We start from the raw sequence: 17886 nt of genomic DNA, 5'->3' as shown, positions 1-17886 counted from the left end.
GACTCGGCCCCGCTGCCCGCACCCCCACCGCCTACCCCCGCAACCTCGTCCCGCAGTGCGGCCAAGGGCTCGCCCCCCGCCGTACGTACAGCTTCTTCGCCCGGTATGTCTGTTCTTCCGCCGAGGCGTCCTGGGGGCGGCCCTTGCCGCCGAGGCTCTGCCAGGTGCGGGCGTCGAACTGGTACAGCCCGCCGTACGTCCCGGAGGGGTCGACCGCGTTCGGCCGGCCGCCGGACTCGCAGGCGGCGAGCGCCCCCCAGTTCAGGTGGTCGGCCTCCCGCACGGATGGCGGCCGCGGCTTGGTGCCCACCTTGATCACCTGTGCGCGCGGCCGACGCACGACCTCCGACCGCTCGGGGCGCGGTTTCTGCCGTACCCCGTTGACGGTGCGCACGTAGTAGGTGGTCCGGCGCAGTCCTGGCTGTCCGGGCAGGGCGATGACCTCGGTGCCCTGGAAGAGCGTGGGGTCCGCGGTCCGCTCGACCGCGAACGGGATCTGCTCCTCGTGGATCTCCCGGGTGCTGCTCACCCGCAGCACGGTCACCGTCTGCCCGTCGCGCGGGAAGCTGTCCGGCGGGACGGAGGTGGTGTCCTGGCCGCGCAGCGTGATCCCGGCCTCCTCGACCGCTTCCCGGACGGTGGCCGCGTTGGTGCGGACGGTGCGGGTGCGGCCGTCCGCCAGGACCGTGACCGCGCGTTCGGTGCGCACGTCGAGCGCGAGCCCGGCGCGTCCGATGCGCTGGGAGCGCGAGGTCGACAGATACGCGCCCTCCGCGCGCACCCCCAGTTCGTCCAGCGCGCCCTCCACCGTGTGCGCCGTCGTCCACACCTCGCGCCGCCGGCCGTCCAGGGTGAGCCGGACCGGGCGCCCGTACCGCACCGCGACCGCGTCGCCGCTGGCGAGCGCCGTGCCGGGGGCCGGCGCGATCATGTCGTGCGTCCCCACGCGTACGCCCTCCTCGGCGAGCAGCTCGCTCACGTCGTCGGCGAACGTGTGCAGGCTGCGCTGCCTGCCGTCGACGCTCAGCTCGACCGCCTTGTCGTTGGCGACGAAGGCGGTGGTGCCGCCGGCCAGGAAGGCCACGACCAGGGCCTGCGGCAGCAGGCGGCGCACGGTGGAGTCCGGGTGTCCGCCGTAGCGCGTCCTGCGCCGGCGCGTGGTCCGCCCGTCGGCCTCCTCGGGCACCTCGGCCCCGGACGCCGGCGTCGCGGGCGCCTCCGTCCCGGGAGCGGGCGCGCTCGTCGTCTGCCGGGGCAGCGGCGGCGCCGGCTCGGTGACGAAGTACGCCTCGGCCTCGTAGGCGGGCCGGTAGGTGTCCTCACGGATGCCGTACGGCAGCGTCTCCGCGGTGTGGACGGAGGCGTCACGGCCGTAGGGGTCGTACGTCTCGTACTGCGACGTGCTCACGCCGACACGCTCCAGGGGCCAGAGGGGTCCGGATCGGGCCCCCGCAACCTAGCGGAGCGTCGGTCACTCTCCAAAGCGACTCGACTACGCAGCGTCGCGTCTCGAGCGGGTGGTCAGTACCTCGGACGGGCGGTCAGTAACCGAAGGCACGGGCCGTGTTGGCGGCGAGAGCCGTTGCCAGCGCGTCCTCGTCGGTCCCGCGCACGGCGGCCATCGCGCGGACCGTGACCGGAATGAGATACGGGGCGTTGGGCCGTCCGCGGTACGGCGCCGGGGTGAGGAAGGGCGCGTCGGTCTCCACGAGGACCAGCTCCAGCGGGGCGACGGCGAGGGCGTCCCGCAGGTTCTGGGCGTTCTTGAAGGTGACGTTGCCGGCGAAGGACATGAAGTAGCCCTCGCGGGCGCAGATCCGGGCCATCTCGGCGTCACCGGAGTAGCAGTGGAAGACGGTGCGCTCGGGGGCGCCCTCCTCCTGAAGGATCCTCAGGACGTCGGCGTGGGCGTCGCGGTCGTGGATGACGAGCGCCTTGCCGTGCCGCTTGGCGATCTCGATGTGGGCGCGGAAGGACCGCTCCTGGGCGGCCTTGCCCTCGGGGCCGGTGCGGAAGTGGTCCAGGCCCGTCTCGCCGACGCCCCTCACCTGCGGCAGCCCGGCCAGCCGGTCGATCTCGGCGAGGGCCTCGTCCAGCGCGGCGTCGCCGCCGGGCTCCCGGGCGCCCTGCCTCGACCACCCGTCCGGGTCGCCGTGGACGATGCGCGGGGCCTCGTTGGGGTGGAGGGCGACGGTGGCGTGGACGTTCTCGTACGCCGCCGCGGTCTCGGCGGCCCACTGCGAGCCCTTCAGGTCGCAGCCGACCTGGACGACCGTCGTGACGCCCACCGAGGCGGCCTTCGCCAGGCCCTCCTCGACCGTGCCGGACTGCATGTCGAGGTGGGTGTGGGAGTCGGCGACGGGCACCGCCAACGGCTGGGGCAGCGGCGGTGCCGCGTTCTTGTCGGCGTCCTTGCTGCTCTGACCGGCGTTCGAAGGCATGCTCCGATCCTACGGAAGGCGCATGCCTCCGACGGCCGGTGGTCCGCTCAGCTCGCCTTGCGCTGGAACGGGTGCAGGAGGTCGGACAGGTGCCAGTGGTGCGGCGCCCTGGCCGGCACGGCCTGGGCGACCTGCGCGGGCACCTGCGGCGTCTCGACCGGGCCCGCCGGCGGCACGCGGTGGTGCTGCCGCTCGGCCGTGCCGCGCACCGCGGAGACCTGGCCCGCGCGCATGATCCGCACGACCTGGCCGTCGCAGTTGTGGCAGGACGGCCGGCTCAGCGGCGACGGCACGACCTGGCCGTCGGCCACGTACAGCACGAACTCCTCCCCCTGCGCGTTCGTGTGGTGCTCTATCTCGTACGACTGCTCCCAGCCGTGCCCGCAGCGCATGCAGGCGAACGAGTACGACTCGTGAACGATGGCTGTGGCTGTGGCACGGAGGCCGGTCCGCCCTGCTATGTCACTCATGCCAGCTCCCTGTCGGACGGGTGCGTCCCTCTGGACGGGTGCGTCCCTTCGACCAGTGGACGCCTCCACCGGCGCGAACGCAGCAGGCCTGTCGAGTGTTGGAGGCGATTTGGACATCGCTTGCCAAACGGTCGCGAATGAGACGGCTGTGCTTTGCCATCGACGCCAGCCTTTTGCACCCTCATGGGGCGCGCGGAGGCGCCCCGAGGGCGCGCGGGACCTACGCGACGACCCGCCTCACCCGGCGGAGCGCTTGGCCGCCACCACCGCGTCGAACACGACCCGCTTCGGCAGTCCCGCCTCCGCCGCCACCGCCGCGATGGCCTCCTTGCGGCGCTCGCCGGCCTCCTCCCGGACCCGCACCCGGCGCACCAGCTCCTCGGCGTCGAGTTCCTCGGGCCCGGTCTCGGGCGCGCCCTCGACCACCACGGTGATCTCGCCGCGCACGCCCTCCGCGGCCCACCGCGCCAGCTCGGCCAGCGGACCGCGCCGCACCTCCTCGTACGTCTTGGTCAGTTCCCGGCAGACGGCGGCCCGCCGGTCGGCGCCGAAGACCTCGGCCATGGCGGCGAGGGTGTCGTCGAGCCGGTGCGGCGCCTCGAAGTAGACGAGGGTCCGCCGCTCGCCGGCGACCTCGCGCAGCCGGGACAGCCGTTCACCGGCCTTGCGGGGCAGGAAGCCCTCGAAGCAGAAGCGGTCGACGGGCAGCCCGGACAGGGCGAGCGCGGTGAGCACGGCGGACGGTCCCGGCACGGCGGTGACCCGGACGTCCTGCTCCACGGCGGCGGCGACCAGTCGGTAGCCGGGGTCGGAGACGGAGGGCATGCCGGCGTCGGTCACCAGCAGCACGCGGGCGCCGCCGAGCAGCTCCTGGACCAGTTCCGGGGTCCGGGCGGACTCGTTGCCCTCGAAGTACGACACCACGCGGCCCTTGGGCGTGACGCCCAGCGCCTGGGTGAGCCGGCGCAGCCGCCGGGTGTCCTCGGCGGCGACCACGTCGGCGCCGGCCAGCTCCTCGGCGAGCCGGGGCGGCGCGTCCGCGATGTCGCCGATGGGGGTACCTGCCAGGACAAGGGTTCCAGTCACCCCCCCATCCTCCCAGGAGATCCGGGGGTGCCTCCCCGGGATCCGGCGCCGGTTCCGGGCAAAGCCGCGGGCGGGGCGAACCCGACCGTGTCCTGACCGGTACCGCACATGCGCGGGACTCGCACAGGACGTTTCCCTACGATGGCGCGGTGACCAGTACCGCGTCCTCCATGGACCTCCGGCAGGACCAGGCACCGCACGACCGCCGGCCGTCGTGGCAGCGCCGGCTGCGCCGATTCGGGTACGCGCCGGCCACGGACGCGCCCTCGGGCGACGTGCGCGACCGGCTGGTGCCGCCGTACGCCGAGCCCAGCCCCCGGCTGTGGCGGGGGCTCGGCGTGCCGCCGCTGCTCGCCGAGCGGCTCACGCGCTGGTCGGGCTGGGGCGGGCCGCTGCTGGTGACGCTGATGGCGGGCGTCATGCGGTTCTGGAACCTGGGCAGCCCGCGCGCGGTGATATTCGACGAGACGTACTACGCGAAGGACGCGTGGGCGCTCGTCCACCGCGGCTTCGAGGTGAGCTGGGACCGGTACGGCAAGACCGCCAACGACATGGTCCTCCAGCAGAACGGGCATCTGGCGATCCCGACGGACCCGGCGTACGTGGTGCACCCGCCGGTCGGCAAGTACGTCATCGGCCTGGGCGAACTGGTCTTCGGGTTCGACCCGTTCGGCTGGCGGTTCATGACGGCGCTGCTCGGCACGCTCTCCGTCCTGCTGCTGTGCCGGATCGGCCGCCGGATGTTCCGCTCGACCTTCCTGGGCTGTCTGGCGGGCGCGCTGATGGCCGTGGACGGCCTGCACTTCGTGATGAGCCGGACCTCGCTGCTCGACGGCGTGCTCATGTTCTTCGTGGTGGCCGCGTTCGGCTGCCTGGTCGTCGACCGGGACCGGGCCAGGGAGAGACTGGCCGCCGCCCTGCCGGCCGGACCGGACGGACGGGTACGGCCCGACGCGCGGGTCGCCGACGCCTTCCGCTTCGGGTGGCGCCCGTGGCGCTGGACGGCCGGGGTGATGCTGGGCCTGGCCGTGGGCACGAAGTGGAACGGCCTGTACGTCCTGGCCGCCTTCTGCGTGATGACGGTGCTGTGGGACGTCGGCACCCGCAAGGTGGCGGGCGCGCGTCACCCGTACCTCGCCGTCCTCAAGTACGACACCGGTGCCGCCTTCGTGGCGACGATCCCGGTGGCGCTGGTGGTCTACCTGGCCTCCTGGACCGGCTGGATCCTCTCCCCGGCCGACGGCACGGGCGGCTACTACCGCAACTGGGCGGCCACCGACGGCAAGGGCGGCACCTGGTCGTTCCTGCCGGACTGGCTGCGCAGCCTGTGGCACTACGAGCACGAGGTGTACAACTTCCACGTCCACCTGGACCAGCCGCACACCTACCAGTCCAACCCGTGGAGCTGGATCGTGCTGGGCCGCCCGGTGTCGTACTTCTACGAGTCCCCCTCCCCCGGCTCCGACGGCTGCCCGGTGGACGCGGGCCAGAAGTGCGCCCGGGAGGTGCTGGCGATCGGCACGCCGCTGCTGTGGTGGGCGGCCTGCTTCGCGATCCTCTACGTGCTGTGGCGGTGGGCGTTCCGCCGCGACTGGCGGGCCGGGGCCATCGCCTGCGGCATCGCGGCCGGGTACCTGCCGTGGTTCCACTACCAGGAGCGGACGATCTTCCTCTTCTACGCGGTCGTCTTCCTGCCGTTCCTGTGTCTGGCGGTGGCGATGATGATCGGCGCGATCGTCGGCCCACGGGGCTCCACCGACACCCGCCGCGTGATCGGCGCCTCGGCGGCGGGCGTCCTGGTCCTCCTGATCGCCTGGAACTTCATCTACTTCTGGCCCCTCTACACGGGCCAGGCCATCCCGATCGACTCGTGGCGGTCGCGGATGTGGCTGGACACCTGGGTCTGAGTCACGGTTTCGACAACTGCTGTCGCAGGGGCGGCGCAACCGCTTACAGTGCCCCCACGACCTGTTTTGAACATGTTCAACAGGCTGAACGGGAAGGGATGCGCGCCATGCGCAACGGGGTCAAGGCGGCCGTCGTCGGCTGCGTGTGCGTCACGCTGCTCGGCGGTGCCGGGTACGGGCTCTACAACGTCGCGTCCGCGCTGAACGGCGACGGCGGCCCAGGGGGCTCGGCGGCCGTGCGGACCGGTCCGCCCAGCGACTCCGAGGTGAAGGAGACGACCGGCGCGTTCTTCACCGCCTGGGAGAAGGGCGACGCGGCGGCTGCGGCGTCGTACACGAACTTCCCGGAGGCGGCCCAGGAGCTGCTGTCGGCCTACGGCGGCACCGCGCACATCGGCAAGACGCGGATCACGCCCGGCCGGGCCACCGGCGACACGGTGCCGTTCACGGTGAAGGCGACGGTGTCGTACGCAGGCGTCTCCCGGCCGCTCTCCTACCGCAGCGAGCTGACCGTCGTACGCGGCGAGACCTCGCACCGCGCGCTGGTCGACTGGCAGCCCTCGGTCGTTCACCCGCGCCTGCGCAAGGGGGACACGCTCACCACCGGCGACTCGGCCGCCCCGGAGATCGAGGCCGTGGACCGCGACGGCAAGGTGCTCACCCGGGTGACGTACCCGTCCCTCGGCCCGATCCTGGACGAGCTGCGCCGACGGTACGGCGACAAGACCGGCGGCCGGCCCGGGGTGGAACTCGTGATCCGCCACCAGGCGGGGGCGGACGGCAGCCAGCCCGCGGACACCCCGCTGCTCACCCTCGCCAAGGGCAAGCCCGGCAGGCTACCCACGACGCTCAGCGCGAGCGCCCAGGCGGCGGCCGAGAAGGCCGTGCTGAAGTACCCCGACTCCTCCGTCGTGGCCGTCAAGCCGAGCACCGGCGAGATACTCGCGGTCGCCAACAACCGCGACGACGGCTTCGACGCGGCCCTCCTCGGCGAACGCGCCCCCGGCTCCACCATGAAGGTCATCAGCGCGGCCGCCCTCATCGACAACGGCCTCACCACGGCGAACGGACCGGCACCCTGTCCGCCGTCGGCCGTCTGGCAGAGCCAGACCTTCCAGAACCTCGAGGGCCTGGTGCCGGACGAGCACGCCACCCTCGCCGACAGCTTCGCCCGCTCCTGCAACACGGCGTTCGTGAAGTACGCGGACGAGGTGAAGGTCGACTCCCTCACCCGGGAGGCCGAGGAGCGGTTCGGGCTCGGGCGGAACAACTGGCAGGTCGGCGTGCCCACGTTCGACGGCCGGGTGCCCGCCTCCGGCGGCCCGGACACCGCGGCCAACCTGATCGGCCAAGGCCAGGTCCAGATGAGCCCGCTGAACATGGCGTCCGTGACGGCCACCGCGAAGACCGGCACCTTCCGCCAGCCCCTGATCGTGCCGCTGAAGCTGGACGACCGCGAACCGGCACGCGCGCGCGGGCTGTCGTCGGCCACGTCCCAGCAACTGCGCGCCATGATGAACCGCACCGCGCGCAGCGGCACCGCGGCCGGCGTGATGGCCCGGATGAGCGGGGACATCGGCGCGAAGACCGGCTCCGCGGAGGTCGACGGGGAGGCCAGGTCGGACAGCTGGTTCACCGGCTACCGCGACGACGTCGCCGCGGCGGCCATGGTCCAGGACGGCGGGCACGGCATCGACGCCGCCGGACCGATTGTCGCAAGCGTGCTACGGAACGCGGGCTGACGTCACCCGGTGGGGCGGGGACTTTAAGGTGTTTGCCGTCGTTGGGGAATGTGAGGGCTGCGGGGACCCTGGGAAAGGTGCGGAGGAACTGAGGCTGTGGGCAAGAGAAGGCGCGTCGCCGAGCGACGCAAGACCCGACCCGCCGTGCTCGGCGGGATGATCGCCGTGGTGGTCGGCGGTGCCGGGTTCGGCGTCTACGCGCTGTACGGCGGGGCCGCAGCCGACGAGCGGTCCGCCACCGCCGGCCACAGGACCGTCAAGACGGGCCCGCTCACCGCGACCGAGATCCGCACGGCCTCCACCCGTTTCCTGACCGCCTGGCAGCAGGGCAGGAACGACCGGGCGGCGGACGCCACCGACGACCCCGCCGCCGCCGGGAAGGTCCTCACCGGTTACACCAAGGACGCCCACCTGAAGGACGTCACGCTCACGCCGGGGACGGCGAAGGGCGCCGAGGTGCCGTTCTCCGTGAAGGCCACGGTGGCCTACCGGGGCCTCAGCAAGCCGCTGGCGTACAGCAGTTCGCTCACCGTGGTACGCCGGGCGAGTGACGGCAAGCCGCTGGTCGACTGGCACTCCGCCGTGGTCCACCCGGAGCTGCGGGACGGCGACACGCTCGTGACCGGCGAGTCCGGTACGCCGCCGGTCAAGGCGCTGGACCGCGACGGCGGCGAGATCACGACCGCCGAGTACCCCTCCCTGGGCACGGTGCTGGACGGGCTGCGGGAGAAGTACGGCAAGAAGGCGGGCGGCACGGCGGGCGTCGAGCTGCGCGTGGTGCGCGGCAAGGCGGCCAAGGAGGCCAAGCTCTCCGACAAGACGCTGGTCGAGCTGAGCAAGGGCACTCCGGGCACCGTGCGGACGACGCTCAGCCCCACCCTCCAGGCCGCCGCCGAGCAGCAGGTCGAGGGGCGCGAGCGTGCCTCGGTGGTCGCGCTGCGGCCCTCGACGGGTGAGATCCTCGCGGTCGCCAACAGCGGCCACGGTTTCAACACCGCCTTCCAGGGCTCCCTGGCACCCGGCTCCACGATGAAGGTCATCACCTCGTCGCTGCTGCTCGACAAGGGCCTGGCGTCGGTGGACAAGCCGCACCCCTGCCCCAAGACGTTCACCTACGGCGGCTGGAAGTTCCACAACGACGACGACTTCGAGATCAAGGGCGGCACCTTCAAGGCGAGCTTCGCCCGGTCCTGCAACACCGCCTTCATCAGCCAGGCGAAGAAGCTGAAGAACGACGACCTGACCAAGCAGGCCCAGCAGGTCTTCGGGCTGTCCATGAACAACTGGGCGATCGGCGTGCCCACCTTCGACGGCTCCGTGCCGGTGCAGTCGGCGGCGCAGATGGCGGCCTCGCTGATCGGACAGGGCGGGGTGCGCATGAACCCGCTGAACATGGCCTCCGTGGCGGCGACCGTGAAGTCGGGCACCTTCCACCAGCCGTACCTGGTCTCGCCGTCCGTGGACCACCGCACGCTGGCCACCGCCTCCCGCACCCTGTCGGCGAAGACGCTGTCCCAGCTCCGGGAGCTGATGCGGTACACGGCCGCGTACGGCACCGCCGCCGAGGCGATGTCGGGGCTCGGCCCGGACTACGGCGCGAAGACCGGCTCCGCGGAGGTCGACGGGCAGAAGAAGCCGAACGGCTGGTTCACCGCGTACCGGGGCGACCTCGCCGCGGCCGGCGTGGTCCAGGCGGGCGGGCACGGCGGAGACACGGCCGGCCCGATCGTGGCGAAGCTGCTGAAGCTCGGGAGCTGACCGGCCCCGCGGGGCCCGGCGTCGTACGGCTCAGCCGCGTACGGGCTCGACGGTGTAGGTGCGGCGCAGGAACCGCACCAGCGTCTTCGACTCGAACTGCACCACTTCGACCCCGTCGTCGGTGTGGAACTCGACCACCGCCTGGACGCGCCCGCAGGGCCAGACCCGGACGTCGCCGCTCTCGGCGGGCGCCCGCAGTCCGCGTTCGAGGAGGGCGCGGGAGAAGGTCCACTCGTGCGGTCCGGGAAGGCCGACCCGGACCGAGCGTGGATCGGCCTCGGGGTCGTACCGCAACACGACGGGTACGGCCCCGGGGTCTTCCTCGTCCGTGACGATATGAGCGCGCGCGTACTGTTCGACTACAGACATCGGACCGCCCTCTCACGCACCGTGACCTATCCGAAAGCTCTGCATCCGCTTTCCCTCAAGAGTCGCATATTTTCCGGTTCGCGCCTCGTGAGAGACGAGACTCGGTCTCTCTTGCAAAGGGTTCGCAACAAGGGCCTAAAATCGTACGGTGCATGTACCTGACGGATTCATCGACGCCCCGACCTCCGCGGTCACCGGAGTGGTCGCCGCCGGCGCCCTCGCGGTGAGCCTGCGCGGCGCCCGCCGCGAACTCGACGAGCGGACGGCCCCGCTGGCCGGCCTGGTGGCGGCGTTCATCTTCGCCGTGCAGATGCTCAACTTCCCGGTCGCCGCCGGGACCAGCGGTCACCTCCTGGGCGGAGCCCTGGCCGCGATACTCGTCGGCCCGTACACAGCCGTCCTGTGCGTATCGGTCGTGCTGCTCATGCAGGGCGTGCTGTTCGCCGACGGCGGGCTGACCGCGCTCGGCGTGAACATCACCGACATGGCGATCGTCACGACGGTCGTCTCCTACGCCGTCTTCCGCGGCCTGCTCGCCGTGCTGCCCCGCAAGCGGCGCTCGGTGACCGTGGCCTCCTTCGTCGCCGCGCTGGTGTCCGTGCCGGCCGCCGCGGTCGCCTTCACCCTGCTCTACGCGATCGGCGGCACCACCGATGTCTCCATCGGCAAGGTCGCCACCGCCATGATCGGTGTCCATGTGCTGATCGGCGTCGGCGAGGCGTTCATCACCGCGCTGACGGTCGGCGCGGTCGTCGCCGTACGCCCGGACCTGGTGTACGGCGCGCGCGGCCTGCGGCAGCGGCTCCAGTTGCGCGTGAACGGCGCGCTGGTGGACGCGCCCGCTCCCACGGCGCCCGTGGCGGCGCGCACCTCGCGCCGCACGCTGTGGGTGACCGGCCTCGTCACCTCCCTCGTCCTCGCCGGCTTCGTCAGCTTCTACGCCTCCGCGAACCCCGACGGCCTGGAGAAGGTCGCGCACGACCAGGGGATCGACAAGAAGACCAAGGAGCACGCCACGTCCGACTCGCCGCTCGCCGACTACGGCGTCAAGGACGTCTCCGACGCCCGGCTGTCCGGCGGCCTCGCGGGCGTGATCGGCGTCGGCGTCACGGTCGTCGCGGGCAGCGCGGTGTTCTGGGCGCTGCGCAGGCGACGCGCGGACGACGTCTCTCCCGTGAACACCGGCGTCTGACGTGGGGGCGGATGGGGGTACCTCCCGCGCGAGCGCAGCCGAGCGTGGGGGAGCGCACCGGCTGTACCGGCACGGGCACTCGCCCGTGCACGGACTGCCGCCGCACACCAAGCTGGCCGCCGCTTTCCTGTTCGTGGTGGTCGTCGTGTCCACCCCGCGCGAGGCGATGTGGGCGTTCGCGGTGTACGCCGTGCTGCTCGCGGTCGTCGCGTACCAGGCGCGCGTGCCCGCACGGTTCCTGCTCGGGCGGTTGCTGATCGAGGTGCCGTTCGTCGCGTTCGCCGTGCTCATGCCGTTCGTGGCGGAGGGCGAGCGGGTGCACGTGCTGGGGCTCTCGCTGAGCGTGAACGGGCTGTGGGGCGCCTGGAACGTGCTCGCCAAGGGCACCCTGGGCGTCGCCGCCTCCGTGCTGCTGGCCGCCACCACCGAGCTGCGCGAACTCCTGCTGGGGCTGCAACGGCTGAAGCTGCCGCCGCTGCTCGTGCAGATCGCCTCCTTCATGATCCGCTACGGCGACGTCATCACCGACGAGATGCGCCGGATGCGGATCGCCCGTGAGTCGCGCGGCTTCGAGGCGAAGGGCGTGCGGCACTGGGGTGTGCTCGCCAAGTCCGCCGGCGCGCTGTTCATCCGTTCCTACGAGCGCGGCGAGCGCGTGCACCTCGCCATGGTGAGCCGGGGGTACGCCGGTTCCATGCCGGTCATCGACGAGGTGACCGCCTCCGGCGCGCAATGGCGGCACGCGCTCAGCCTGCCCTGCGCCGCCCTCGTCGTCTGCCTGCTGGGATGGATGCTGTGATGATTCCTGTGACTGCTTCTCTGGAGGTCTCCGGCCTCGCCTTCGCCTACCCGGACGGGCACCAGGCCCTGTTCGGCGTGGACTTCTCCCTCGCGCGCGGCGAGCGGGTCGCCCTCCTCGGCCCGAACGGCGCCGGCAAGACGACCCTGGTGCTGCACCTCAACGGCATCCTGAGCGGCGGCACCGGAACGGTGACCGTGGCCGGGCTTCCGGTGTCCCGGCAGCACATGGCCGCGATCCGGCAGAAGGTCGGCATCGTCTTCCAGGACCCGGACGACCAGCTCTTCATGCCGACCGTGCGCGAGGACGTGGCGTTCGGGCCGGCCGCCGCCGGGATCAAGGGGGCCGCTCTGGAGGAGCGGGTGCACACCGCGCTGGAGCGGGTCGGGATGCGGGAGTTCGCCGACCGGCCGCCGCACCACCTCTCCTTCGGGCAGCGCCGCCGGGTCGCGGTGGCCACCGTGCTCGCCATGGAGCCGGAGATCCTGGTCCTGGACGAGCCGTCCTCCAACCTGGACCCGGCCTCGCGCCGCGAACTCGCCGACATCCTGCGCTCCCTGGACGTCACGGTCCTCATGGTCACGCACGACCTGCCGTACGCCCTGGAGCTGTGCCCGCGCTCCCTCGTCCTCAGCGACGGCGTGATCGTGGCGGACGGCCCGACCGGCGCGCTGCTCTCCGACGAGGAACTGATGCGGGCGCACCGGCTGGAGCTGCCGTTCGGCTTCGACCCGAAGTCCGTGACCATGGGCGCGTGACGATGTAACGATTCCGTCGGGCTGGTCCCGCCGAGGAATCGCAGGCGTCCACGCCGTGTTGCACCCACTGTCGCAGGAGACTGAAGAGCGGAAGGGGCGGCGGGCGTGGACGTGAACGGCACTGTGGCCGAGGGCTTCGAGCCGGTCAGGGAGGCGTTCGCCGCGAACTTCGCGCTGCTCGGCGAGCGCGGAGCGGCCGTCGCCGTCTACCGGGACGGACACCGGGTCGTGGACCTGTGGGCCGGCACCCAGGACGTGGACGGAACGGCTCCCTGGCAGCCCGGGACCGCGCAGATCGTGCGCTCCGCCACCAAGGGCGTCGCCGCCGCCGCGCTGCTGCTCCTGCACCAGCGCGGCGAACTGGACCTGGACGCCCCGGTCGGCACGTACTGGCCGGAGTACAAGGCGGCCGGCAAGGAGCACACGCGCGTGCGGGACCTGCTCGCGCACCGCGCGGGCGTGCCCGTGCTGGACCGCCCGCTGACACCGGCCGAGGCCGCCGACCCCGACCTGGGCGCCGCCGCCGTCGCCGCGCAGGCGCCCGTGTGGGAGCCCGGCACGGACCACGGCTACCACGCCCAGACCTACAGCTGGCTCACCGGCGAACTGCTCCGCCGGATCACCGGCCGCCCGGTCGGCGACTGGATCGCGGACGAGATCGCCCGGCCGGTCGGCGCGGACCTGTGGCTCGGCCTGCCGGAGTCGGAGCACGCGCGCGTGGGCCGCGTCGGCCCGGTGGACGCGCCCGAGACCGCGGGCGGCCTGAAGACCCGCCCCAAGCGGGCGGTGGCCGAGGCCTACGCCGACCCGGACTCGCTGACCCGCCGCGCGTTCGCCGCGATCACCCCGCTCCCCGACGAGAACGACCCCGGCTACCGCGCGGCCGCCCTGCCCGCCTCCAACGGCATCGCCACGGCCGACGGACTGGCCCGCTTCTACGCCTCGCTCATCGGCGAGGTGGACGGAGGGGTCCGGCTGTTCACCCCGGAGACCACGGAACTGGCCCGCACGGAGGAGTCCGCCGGACCGGACCGGGTCCTGGTGGTGGGCACCCGCTTCGGCCTCGGCCACATGCTGCACGGCGCCGCGTCCCCGCTGCTCTCCCCCGGCTCCTTCGGCCACCCCGGACGCGGCGGGGCCCTGGGCTTCGCCGACCCGGACACCGGCGTCGCCTTCGGCTATGTCACCAACGGCTTCCGGCAGAGCGTGACGGCGGACCCGAGGGCGCAGGCGCTGGTGCGAGCGGTCCGCACGGCGCTCGCCTGAGCCGCGCGCGCCCTCGGCACGCGCCGAGCGCGTGTCACACGTGGATCGGGTGCGAGGTCCGCCCGGACGCCTGGTCGATCTCCTCGTGGGCCTTGGTCAGCAGCTGCATGGCCAGTTCGTTGAGGGCGCGGGCACCGGCGATCTCCTCGCCGACCCGGGGCTGGTTCGCGTCGACGTTGTGCCGGCTGGCACGGCCGTGGGCCCGCACCTCGGAACCGTCGGGCAAGCGCACCAGGGCCGCCGCCCGCGTGTGCTGATCGTCCTCCATGAACTCCATCTCGATGTGCCATCCCACAGCGGTGTGCATCATGACGACCACCTCCGAAAACCGCTGCTTCCAGGGTGCGCCACGGCACCCCGGCCCGTCATGTCGGCGCCGCGCCCCGCGCTAGCCGGCCCGCAGCATCAGCCCGATCCCCACGACCACAAGGCCCGCCGCCGCGATCCTGGGCGCCCCGAAGCGCTCCTTGAAGAACACCGCGCCGATGGCCGCGCCGACGATGATGGACGACTCGCGCAGGGCGGCGACGGGGGCGAGCGCGGCCCGGGTCTGGGCCCACAGCACCAGGGCGTAGGCGGCGACGGACAGGGCGGCGCCGAGGAGGCCGAGGGCGGCGTACGGCCGGAGCAGCCGGACCGTGTCGGCCCGCGCGCGTGCGTACAGGAACGCGGGCAGCACCGCCCCCTGGGCGGCCATGAGCCAGGCGATGTACCCGAGGGACGTCCCCGAGGCCCGTACGCCCATGCCGTCGATCACGGTGTACACGGCGATCGTCAGACCGGTCGCGAGGGCCGCGCCGATCGCGGCCCACTCGGGCCGCTTCCCGCGCAGCCCCCACAGCCCGACCCCGCTCAGCCCCAGGCAGGACACGGCGATGCCGGCGCTCGCCCAGGCGCCGGGCACCTCGTGCGCGAAGACGGCGGCGAGCACAGTGACCACGAGCGGGGCGCTGCCACGCGCGATGGGGTACGCCTGCCCGAAGTCGCCCAGCCGGAACGAGGTCATCAGCAGCGCGTAGTAGGCGATGTGCACGGCCGCCGAGGCGAACAGGTACGGCCAGGCGGGCCCGGCCGGGAACGCCGTGAACGGTGCCGCCGCGAGCCCGATCAGCAGCCCGCCGCCGGAGATCAGGGCGAAGCCGACGAGCTTGTCGGTGATGCGGTGCGCGATGGCGTTCCAGCCGGCGTGGGTGACGGCGGCGACCAGCACGGCCGTGGCGACCAGCGGTGTCACGCGCGCTGCTCGCGTACGTCCACCAGTGTCGCGCCCGCGTGGGCGACGAGTTCCTTCGGCTCGATCGGGAAGACGGTGTACGGCGTACCGGCCGCCGCCCAGACCACGTCGTGCGCGAGCAGCGAACGGTCGGCGAGGACGCGCGTGCGTGTGCGGTGCCCGAAGGGCGGCACCCCGCCGATGGCGTACCCGGTGGTCTCGCGCACGAGCCCGGCGTCGGCCCGGGTGACCTTCCGGGCCCCCAGCTCCTGCCGCACCCGCTCGACGTCCACCCGCGAGGCCCCGTCCATGAGCACCAGCACGGGCACCCCGTCGGCGGCGAAGACCAGCGACTTGCAGATCTGGCTCAGTTCGCACCCGATGGCGGCGGCGGCCTCGGCGGCGGTCCGGGTCGCCTCGGAAAAGCCCCGGACCCGGGGCAGCAGCTCCCCCAGTCCCGACTCCTCCACCGCGGCGGCGAAACGAGGATGAGCGGTCGTCGTCATACGCGCACGCTAGCGGCTCTCCGCGTGCCGGAGGAAACGCATTCCGGCCGGAAGGGCGCGGGGCGGGGCGGTGGCAGCGGGAAGCCGGTGAGGGTGCAGCCCCGTCCCCACGGGCACCCTCACCGGCGGCTCTGTGTCAGGAGCGGTACGTCAGGCGCGTACCAGCTCCTTCTCCTCCTCGCGGTCGGCGTGGGCGCGCAGGCCCTCGCCCTCCACGTCCACGTTGGGCAGCGCGCGGTCCAGCCACTTCGGCAGCCACCAGGCCCGCTTGCCGAGCAGGGCGAGGACCGCCGGGACGATGGCCATGCGGACGATGAACGCGTCGAAGAAGACGGCGATGGCGAGGCCGAATCCGATCATCTTGACCATCGACTCGCTGGAGCCGATGAAGCCGGAGAAGACGGCGATCATGATGACGGCGGCGGCGGTCACGACCCGGGCGCCGTGCCTGAAGCCCGTCACCACCGCCTGGCTGGGCTTCTCGCCGTGGACGTACGCCTCCCGCATACGGGTCACGAGGAACACCTCGTAGTCCATCGCGAGGCCGAAGACGACGCCCACCATGAAGATCGGCATCATCGACATGACCGGGCCGGTCTCCTCGACGTTCATCAGGCCCGACAGCCAGCCCCACTGGAAGACCGCGACCACGGCGCCGAGGGCCGCCATCACGCTGAGCAGGAAGCCGAGGGCCGCCTTCAGCGGGACCAGGATCGAGCGGAAGACCACGATCAGCAGGAGGAAGGCGAGGCCGACCACCAGGGCCAGGTACGGCAGGAGCGCGTCGTTCAGCTTCTGCGAGACGTCGATGTTCATCGCCGTCGAGCCGGTGACCAGGACCTGGGAGTCGGTCTCCCGGGCGATGTCCGCGCCCTTGTCACGGATGGCGTGCACCAGGTCCTCGGTGGTGGTCGAGGACGGCTTGGAGTCGGGGACGACCGTGATCGTCGCGGTGTCGCCGGCCTTGTTGGGCGTGGCCGGGGTGACCGTGACGACGTCCTTCAGGCCCTTGATCTCGTCGCCGACCTTGGTGAACGCGGCCTTGGGGTCGGCGCTGTCCTTGGCGTCGACGACGATCAGCAGCGGGCCGTTGAAGCCGGGTCCGAAGCCCTCGGAGAGCAGGTCGTAGGCGCGGCGCTGGGTGGTGGAGGTGGGCTGGGAGCCGTCGTCGGGCAGGCCCAGTTCCAGGGAGGCGGCCGGGATCGCCGCCGCGCCGAGGCCGAGCACGCCGAGCAGCAGGACGGCGACCGGGCGGCGGACGACGAAGCTGGCCCAGCGGGTGCCCATGTTGGGGCGGCCCGGCTTCTTCGGCGTACGGCCGCCGCCGAGCAGCTTGCTCTTCTGGCCGGCCGGCTTGATCCTGCGGCCCGCGTAGCCGAGCAGCGCCGGGATCATGGTCAGCGCGATGAGGACGGCGATGGCGACGGTGCCGGCCGCCGCGACGCCCATCTTCGTCAGCATCGGGATGTTGACGACGGACAGGCCGACCAGGGCGATGACGACGGTGAGGCCGGCGAAGACGACCGCCGAGCCCGCCGTGCCGACGGCGCGTCCGGCCGCGTCCTCGCGCTCGCGGCCCTCGGCGAGTTCGGCGCGGTAGCGGGAGACGATGAAGAGGGCGTAGTCGATGCCGACGGCGAGGCCGATCATCGAGGCCAGGGTGGAGGTGGTGGAGCCCAGGTCCAGGGCGCTGGCGAGCGCGGTGATCGAGGAGACGCCGATGCCGACCCCGATGATGGCGGTGAGCAGCGGGAACCCTGCCGCGAGCAGCGAGCCGAAGGTGATGACCAGGACGACCGCGGCGACCGCGATGCCGATGACCTCGCTGGAGCCGGTCTCGGGGGTCGCGGTCAGCGCGTCACCGCCGATCTCGACGGTGAGGCCCGCGTCCCGGGCGTCCTGGGCCGCGTCCTTCAGCGCGTCCTTGGAGGAGTCCTCCAGCTCCATGCCGGAGACCTCGTACTTCACCGAGGCGTAGGCGACGGTGCCGTTCTTGCTGACGGCGTGCCCGGTGTAGGGGTCGGCGACGGAGGCGACCTCGGAGCCGCTCCGCAGCTCCTTGACGGTCTTCTCGACGGTCGCCTTGTTGACGGCGTCCGTCATCTTCTCGCCCTTCGGGGCCTTGAAGACGACCCGGGCGGTGGCGCCGTCGGCGCTCATCCCGGGGAAGCGCTGTTCCAGCAGGTCGAAGGCCTTCTGGGCCTCGGTACCGGGGATGGAGAAGGACGTGTTGCCGGCGGCCGGCGCGGAGGCGGCGCCCACCCCGGCGAGGGTGAGCAGCGCGACCCATATGAGGGCGACGAAGTGCCGTCGCCGGAAGGCGAGGCGGCCGAGTTTGTAGAGGAACGTGGCCACGGAGGCGTACTCCCGGTCAGGTCG

16 protein-coding genes are annotated in these 17886 nt (G+C 72.5%); 7 read left to right on the top strand and 9 right to left on the bottom strand.

From position 1 onward, the window contains the following. Positions 1 to 31 precede the first annotated feature (31 nt). The 4 genes from OO52_RS10190 to rsmI form a co-directional block, all read right to left on the bottom strand. Positions 32 to 1408 (bottom strand): resuscitation-promoting factor, encoded by a 1377-nt coding sequence (locus tag OO52_RS10190; RefSeq protein ID WP_030650487.1) that lies wholly within the window; start codon positions 1406 to 1408, stop codon positions 32 to 34. 133 nt (positions 1409 to 1541) lie between these two features. Beyond that, on the bottom strand, positions 1542 to 2441 hold the full coding sequence (locus OO52_RS10185; RefSeq protein WP_030650484.1) for a TatD family hydrolase: 900 nt from the start codon (positions 2439 to 2441) through the stop codon (positions 1542 to 1544). Between the two features lie 47 nt (positions 2442 to 2488). Continuing rightward, positions 2489 to 2911: a hypothetical protein gene (locus OO52_RS10180; RefSeq protein ID WP_030650481.1), complete on the bottom strand. Its 423-nt coding sequence runs from the start codon at positions 2909 to 2911 to the stop codon at positions 2489 to 2491. Between the two features lie 237 nt (positions 2912 to 3148). Next, entirely contained in the window at positions 3149 to 3997 is an 849-nt protein-coding gene (gene rsmI / locus OO52_RS10175; RefSeq protein ID WP_030650478.1) for a 16S rRNA (cytidine(1402)-2'-O)-methyltransferase, read from the bottom strand. Positions 3998 to 4146: 149 nt separating this feature from the next. Here rsmI and OO52_RS10170 point away from each other — a divergent pair, with 149 nt between their 5' ends. The 3 genes from OO52_RS10170 (at position 4147) to OO52_RS10160 (ending at position 9404) form a co-directional block, all read left to right on the top strand. Continuing rightward, positions 4147 to 5904, top strand: coding sequence for a dolichyl-phosphate-mannose--protein mannosyltransferase (locus OO52_RS10170; protein ID WP_030650475.1), 1758 nt, complete (start codon positions 4147 to 4149; stop codon positions 5902 to 5904). Positions 5905 to 6011: 107 nt separating this feature from the next. Beyond that, entirely contained in the window at positions 6012 to 7646 is a 1635-nt protein-coding gene (locus tag OO52_RS10165; protein ID WP_030650472.1) for a penicillin-binding transpeptidase domain-containing protein, read from the top strand. 96 nt (positions 7647 to 7742) lie between these two features. Beyond that, entirely contained in the window at positions 7743 to 9404 is a 1662-nt protein-coding gene (locus OO52_RS10160; RefSeq protein WP_030650468.1) for a penicillin-binding transpeptidase domain-containing protein, read from the top strand. A gap of 30 nt (positions 9405 to 9434) precedes the next feature. Here OO52_RS10160 and OO52_RS10155 read toward each other — a convergent pair whose 3' ends face one another. Then, a complete protein-coding gene (locus tag OO52_RS10155) occupies positions 9435 to 9773 on the bottom strand; it encodes an SsgA family sporulation/cell division regulator (RefSeq protein ID WP_030650466.1) in 339 nt (112 codons plus the stop codon). Positions 9774 to 9921: 148 nt separating this feature from the next. On the opposite strand from OO52_RS10155, the gene OO52_RS10150 reads away from it, so the two are divergent. The 4 genes from OO52_RS10150 (at position 9922) to OO52_RS10135 (ending at position 13788) form a co-directional block, all read left to right on the top strand. Beyond that, complete coding sequence (locus OO52_RS10150) at positions 9922 to 10965, top strand: energy-coupling factor ABC transporter permease (RefSeq protein ID WP_030650463.1); 1044 nt, start codon at positions 9922 to 9924, stop codon at positions 10963 to 10965. A gap of 1 nt (position 10966) precedes the next feature. Then, positions 10967 to 11764: a cobalt ECF transporter T component CbiQ gene (gene cbiQ, locus OO52_RS10145; RefSeq protein WP_199819906.1), complete on the top strand. Its 798-nt coding sequence runs from the start codon at positions 10967 to 10969 to the stop codon at positions 11762 to 11764. After that, entirely contained in the window at positions 11764 to 12522 is a 759-nt protein-coding gene (locus OO52_RS10140; protein ID WP_037629975.1) for an energy-coupling factor ABC transporter ATP-binding protein, read from the top strand. The genes cbiQ and OO52_RS10140 overlap by 1 nt, the downstream gene beginning before the upstream one ends. Positions 12523 to 12627: 105 nt before the next feature. Then, on the top strand, positions 12628 to 13788 hold the full coding sequence (locus tag OO52_RS10135; RefSeq protein ID WP_030650453.1) for a serine hydrolase domain-containing protein: 1161 nt from the start codon (positions 12628 to 12630) through the stop codon (positions 13786 to 13788). A 34-nt stretch (positions 13789 to 13822) separates the two neighbouring features. Here OO52_RS10135 and OO52_RS10130 read toward each other — a convergent pair whose 3' ends face one another. The 4 genes from OO52_RS10130 to OO52_RS10115 form a co-directional block, all read right to left on the bottom strand. Next, on the bottom strand, positions 13823 to 14098 hold the full coding sequence (locus tag OO52_RS10130; protein WP_014673231.1) for a DUF1876 domain-containing protein: 276 nt from the start codon (positions 14096 to 14098) through the stop codon (positions 13823 to 13825). A 78-nt stretch (positions 14099 to 14176) separates the two neighbouring features. Beyond that, positions 14177 to 15022 (bottom strand): EamA family transporter, encoded by an 846-nt coding sequence (locus OO52_RS10125; protein WP_030650450.1) that lies wholly within the window; start codon positions 15020 to 15022, stop codon positions 14177 to 14179. Continuing rightward, positions 15019 to 15507: a YbaK/EbsC family protein gene (locus tag OO52_RS10120; RefSeq protein ID WP_030650447.1), complete on the bottom strand. Its 489-nt coding sequence runs from the start codon at positions 15505 to 15507 to the stop codon at positions 15019 to 15021. The genes OO52_RS10125 and OO52_RS10120 overlap by 4 nt, the downstream gene beginning before the upstream one ends. A 150-nt stretch (positions 15508 to 15657) precedes the next feature. After that, a complete protein-coding gene (locus OO52_RS10115) occupies positions 15658 to 17862 on the bottom strand; it encodes an MMPL family transporter (protein WP_030650444.1) in 2205 nt (734 codons plus the stop codon). Positions 17863 to 17886: the final 24 nt, after the last annotated feature.

The sequence above is a fragment of the Streptomyces flaveolus genome (assembly GCF_000716535.1).
Classification (GTDB): domain Bacteria; phylum Actinomycetota; class Actinomycetes; order Streptomycetales; family Streptomycetaceae; genus Streptomyces; species Streptomyces flaveolus_A.
The sequence above is the reverse complement of the archived record's forward strand: the minus strand, read 5'-3'. Positions and strand labels throughout refer to the sequence as shown.

Bases quoted from the DNA above. Each gene is read 5' to 3' on its own strand.
- OO52_RS10180 (WP_030650481.1), bottom strand. From the start codon at position 2,911: ATGAGTGACATAGCAGGGCGGACCGGCCTCCGTGCCACAGCCACAGCC.
- OO52_RS10140 (WP_037629975.1), top strand. From the start codon at position 11,764: ATGATTCCTGTGACTGCTTCTCTGGAGGTCTCCGGCCTCGCCTTCGCC.
- OO52_RS10185 (WP_030650484.1), bottom strand. From the start codon at position 2,441: ATGCCTTCGAACGCCGGTCAGAGCAGCAAGGACGCCGACAAGAACGCG.
- OO52_RS10155 (WP_030650466.1), bottom strand. From the start codon at position 9,773: ATGTCTGTAGTCGAACAGTACGCGCGCGCTCATATCGTCACGGACGAG.
- OO52_RS10130 (WP_014673231.1), bottom strand. From the start codon at position 14,098: ATGATGCACACCGCTGTGGGATGGCACATCGAGATGGAGTTCATGGAG.
- OO52_RS10120 (WP_030650447.1), bottom strand. From the start codon at position 15,507: ATGACGACGACCGCTCATCCTCGTTTCGCCGCCGCGGTGGAGGAGTCG.
- OO52_RS10165 (WP_030650472.1), top strand. From the start codon at position 6,012: ATGCGCAACGGGGTCAAGGCGGCCGTCGTCGGCTGCGTGTGCGTCACG.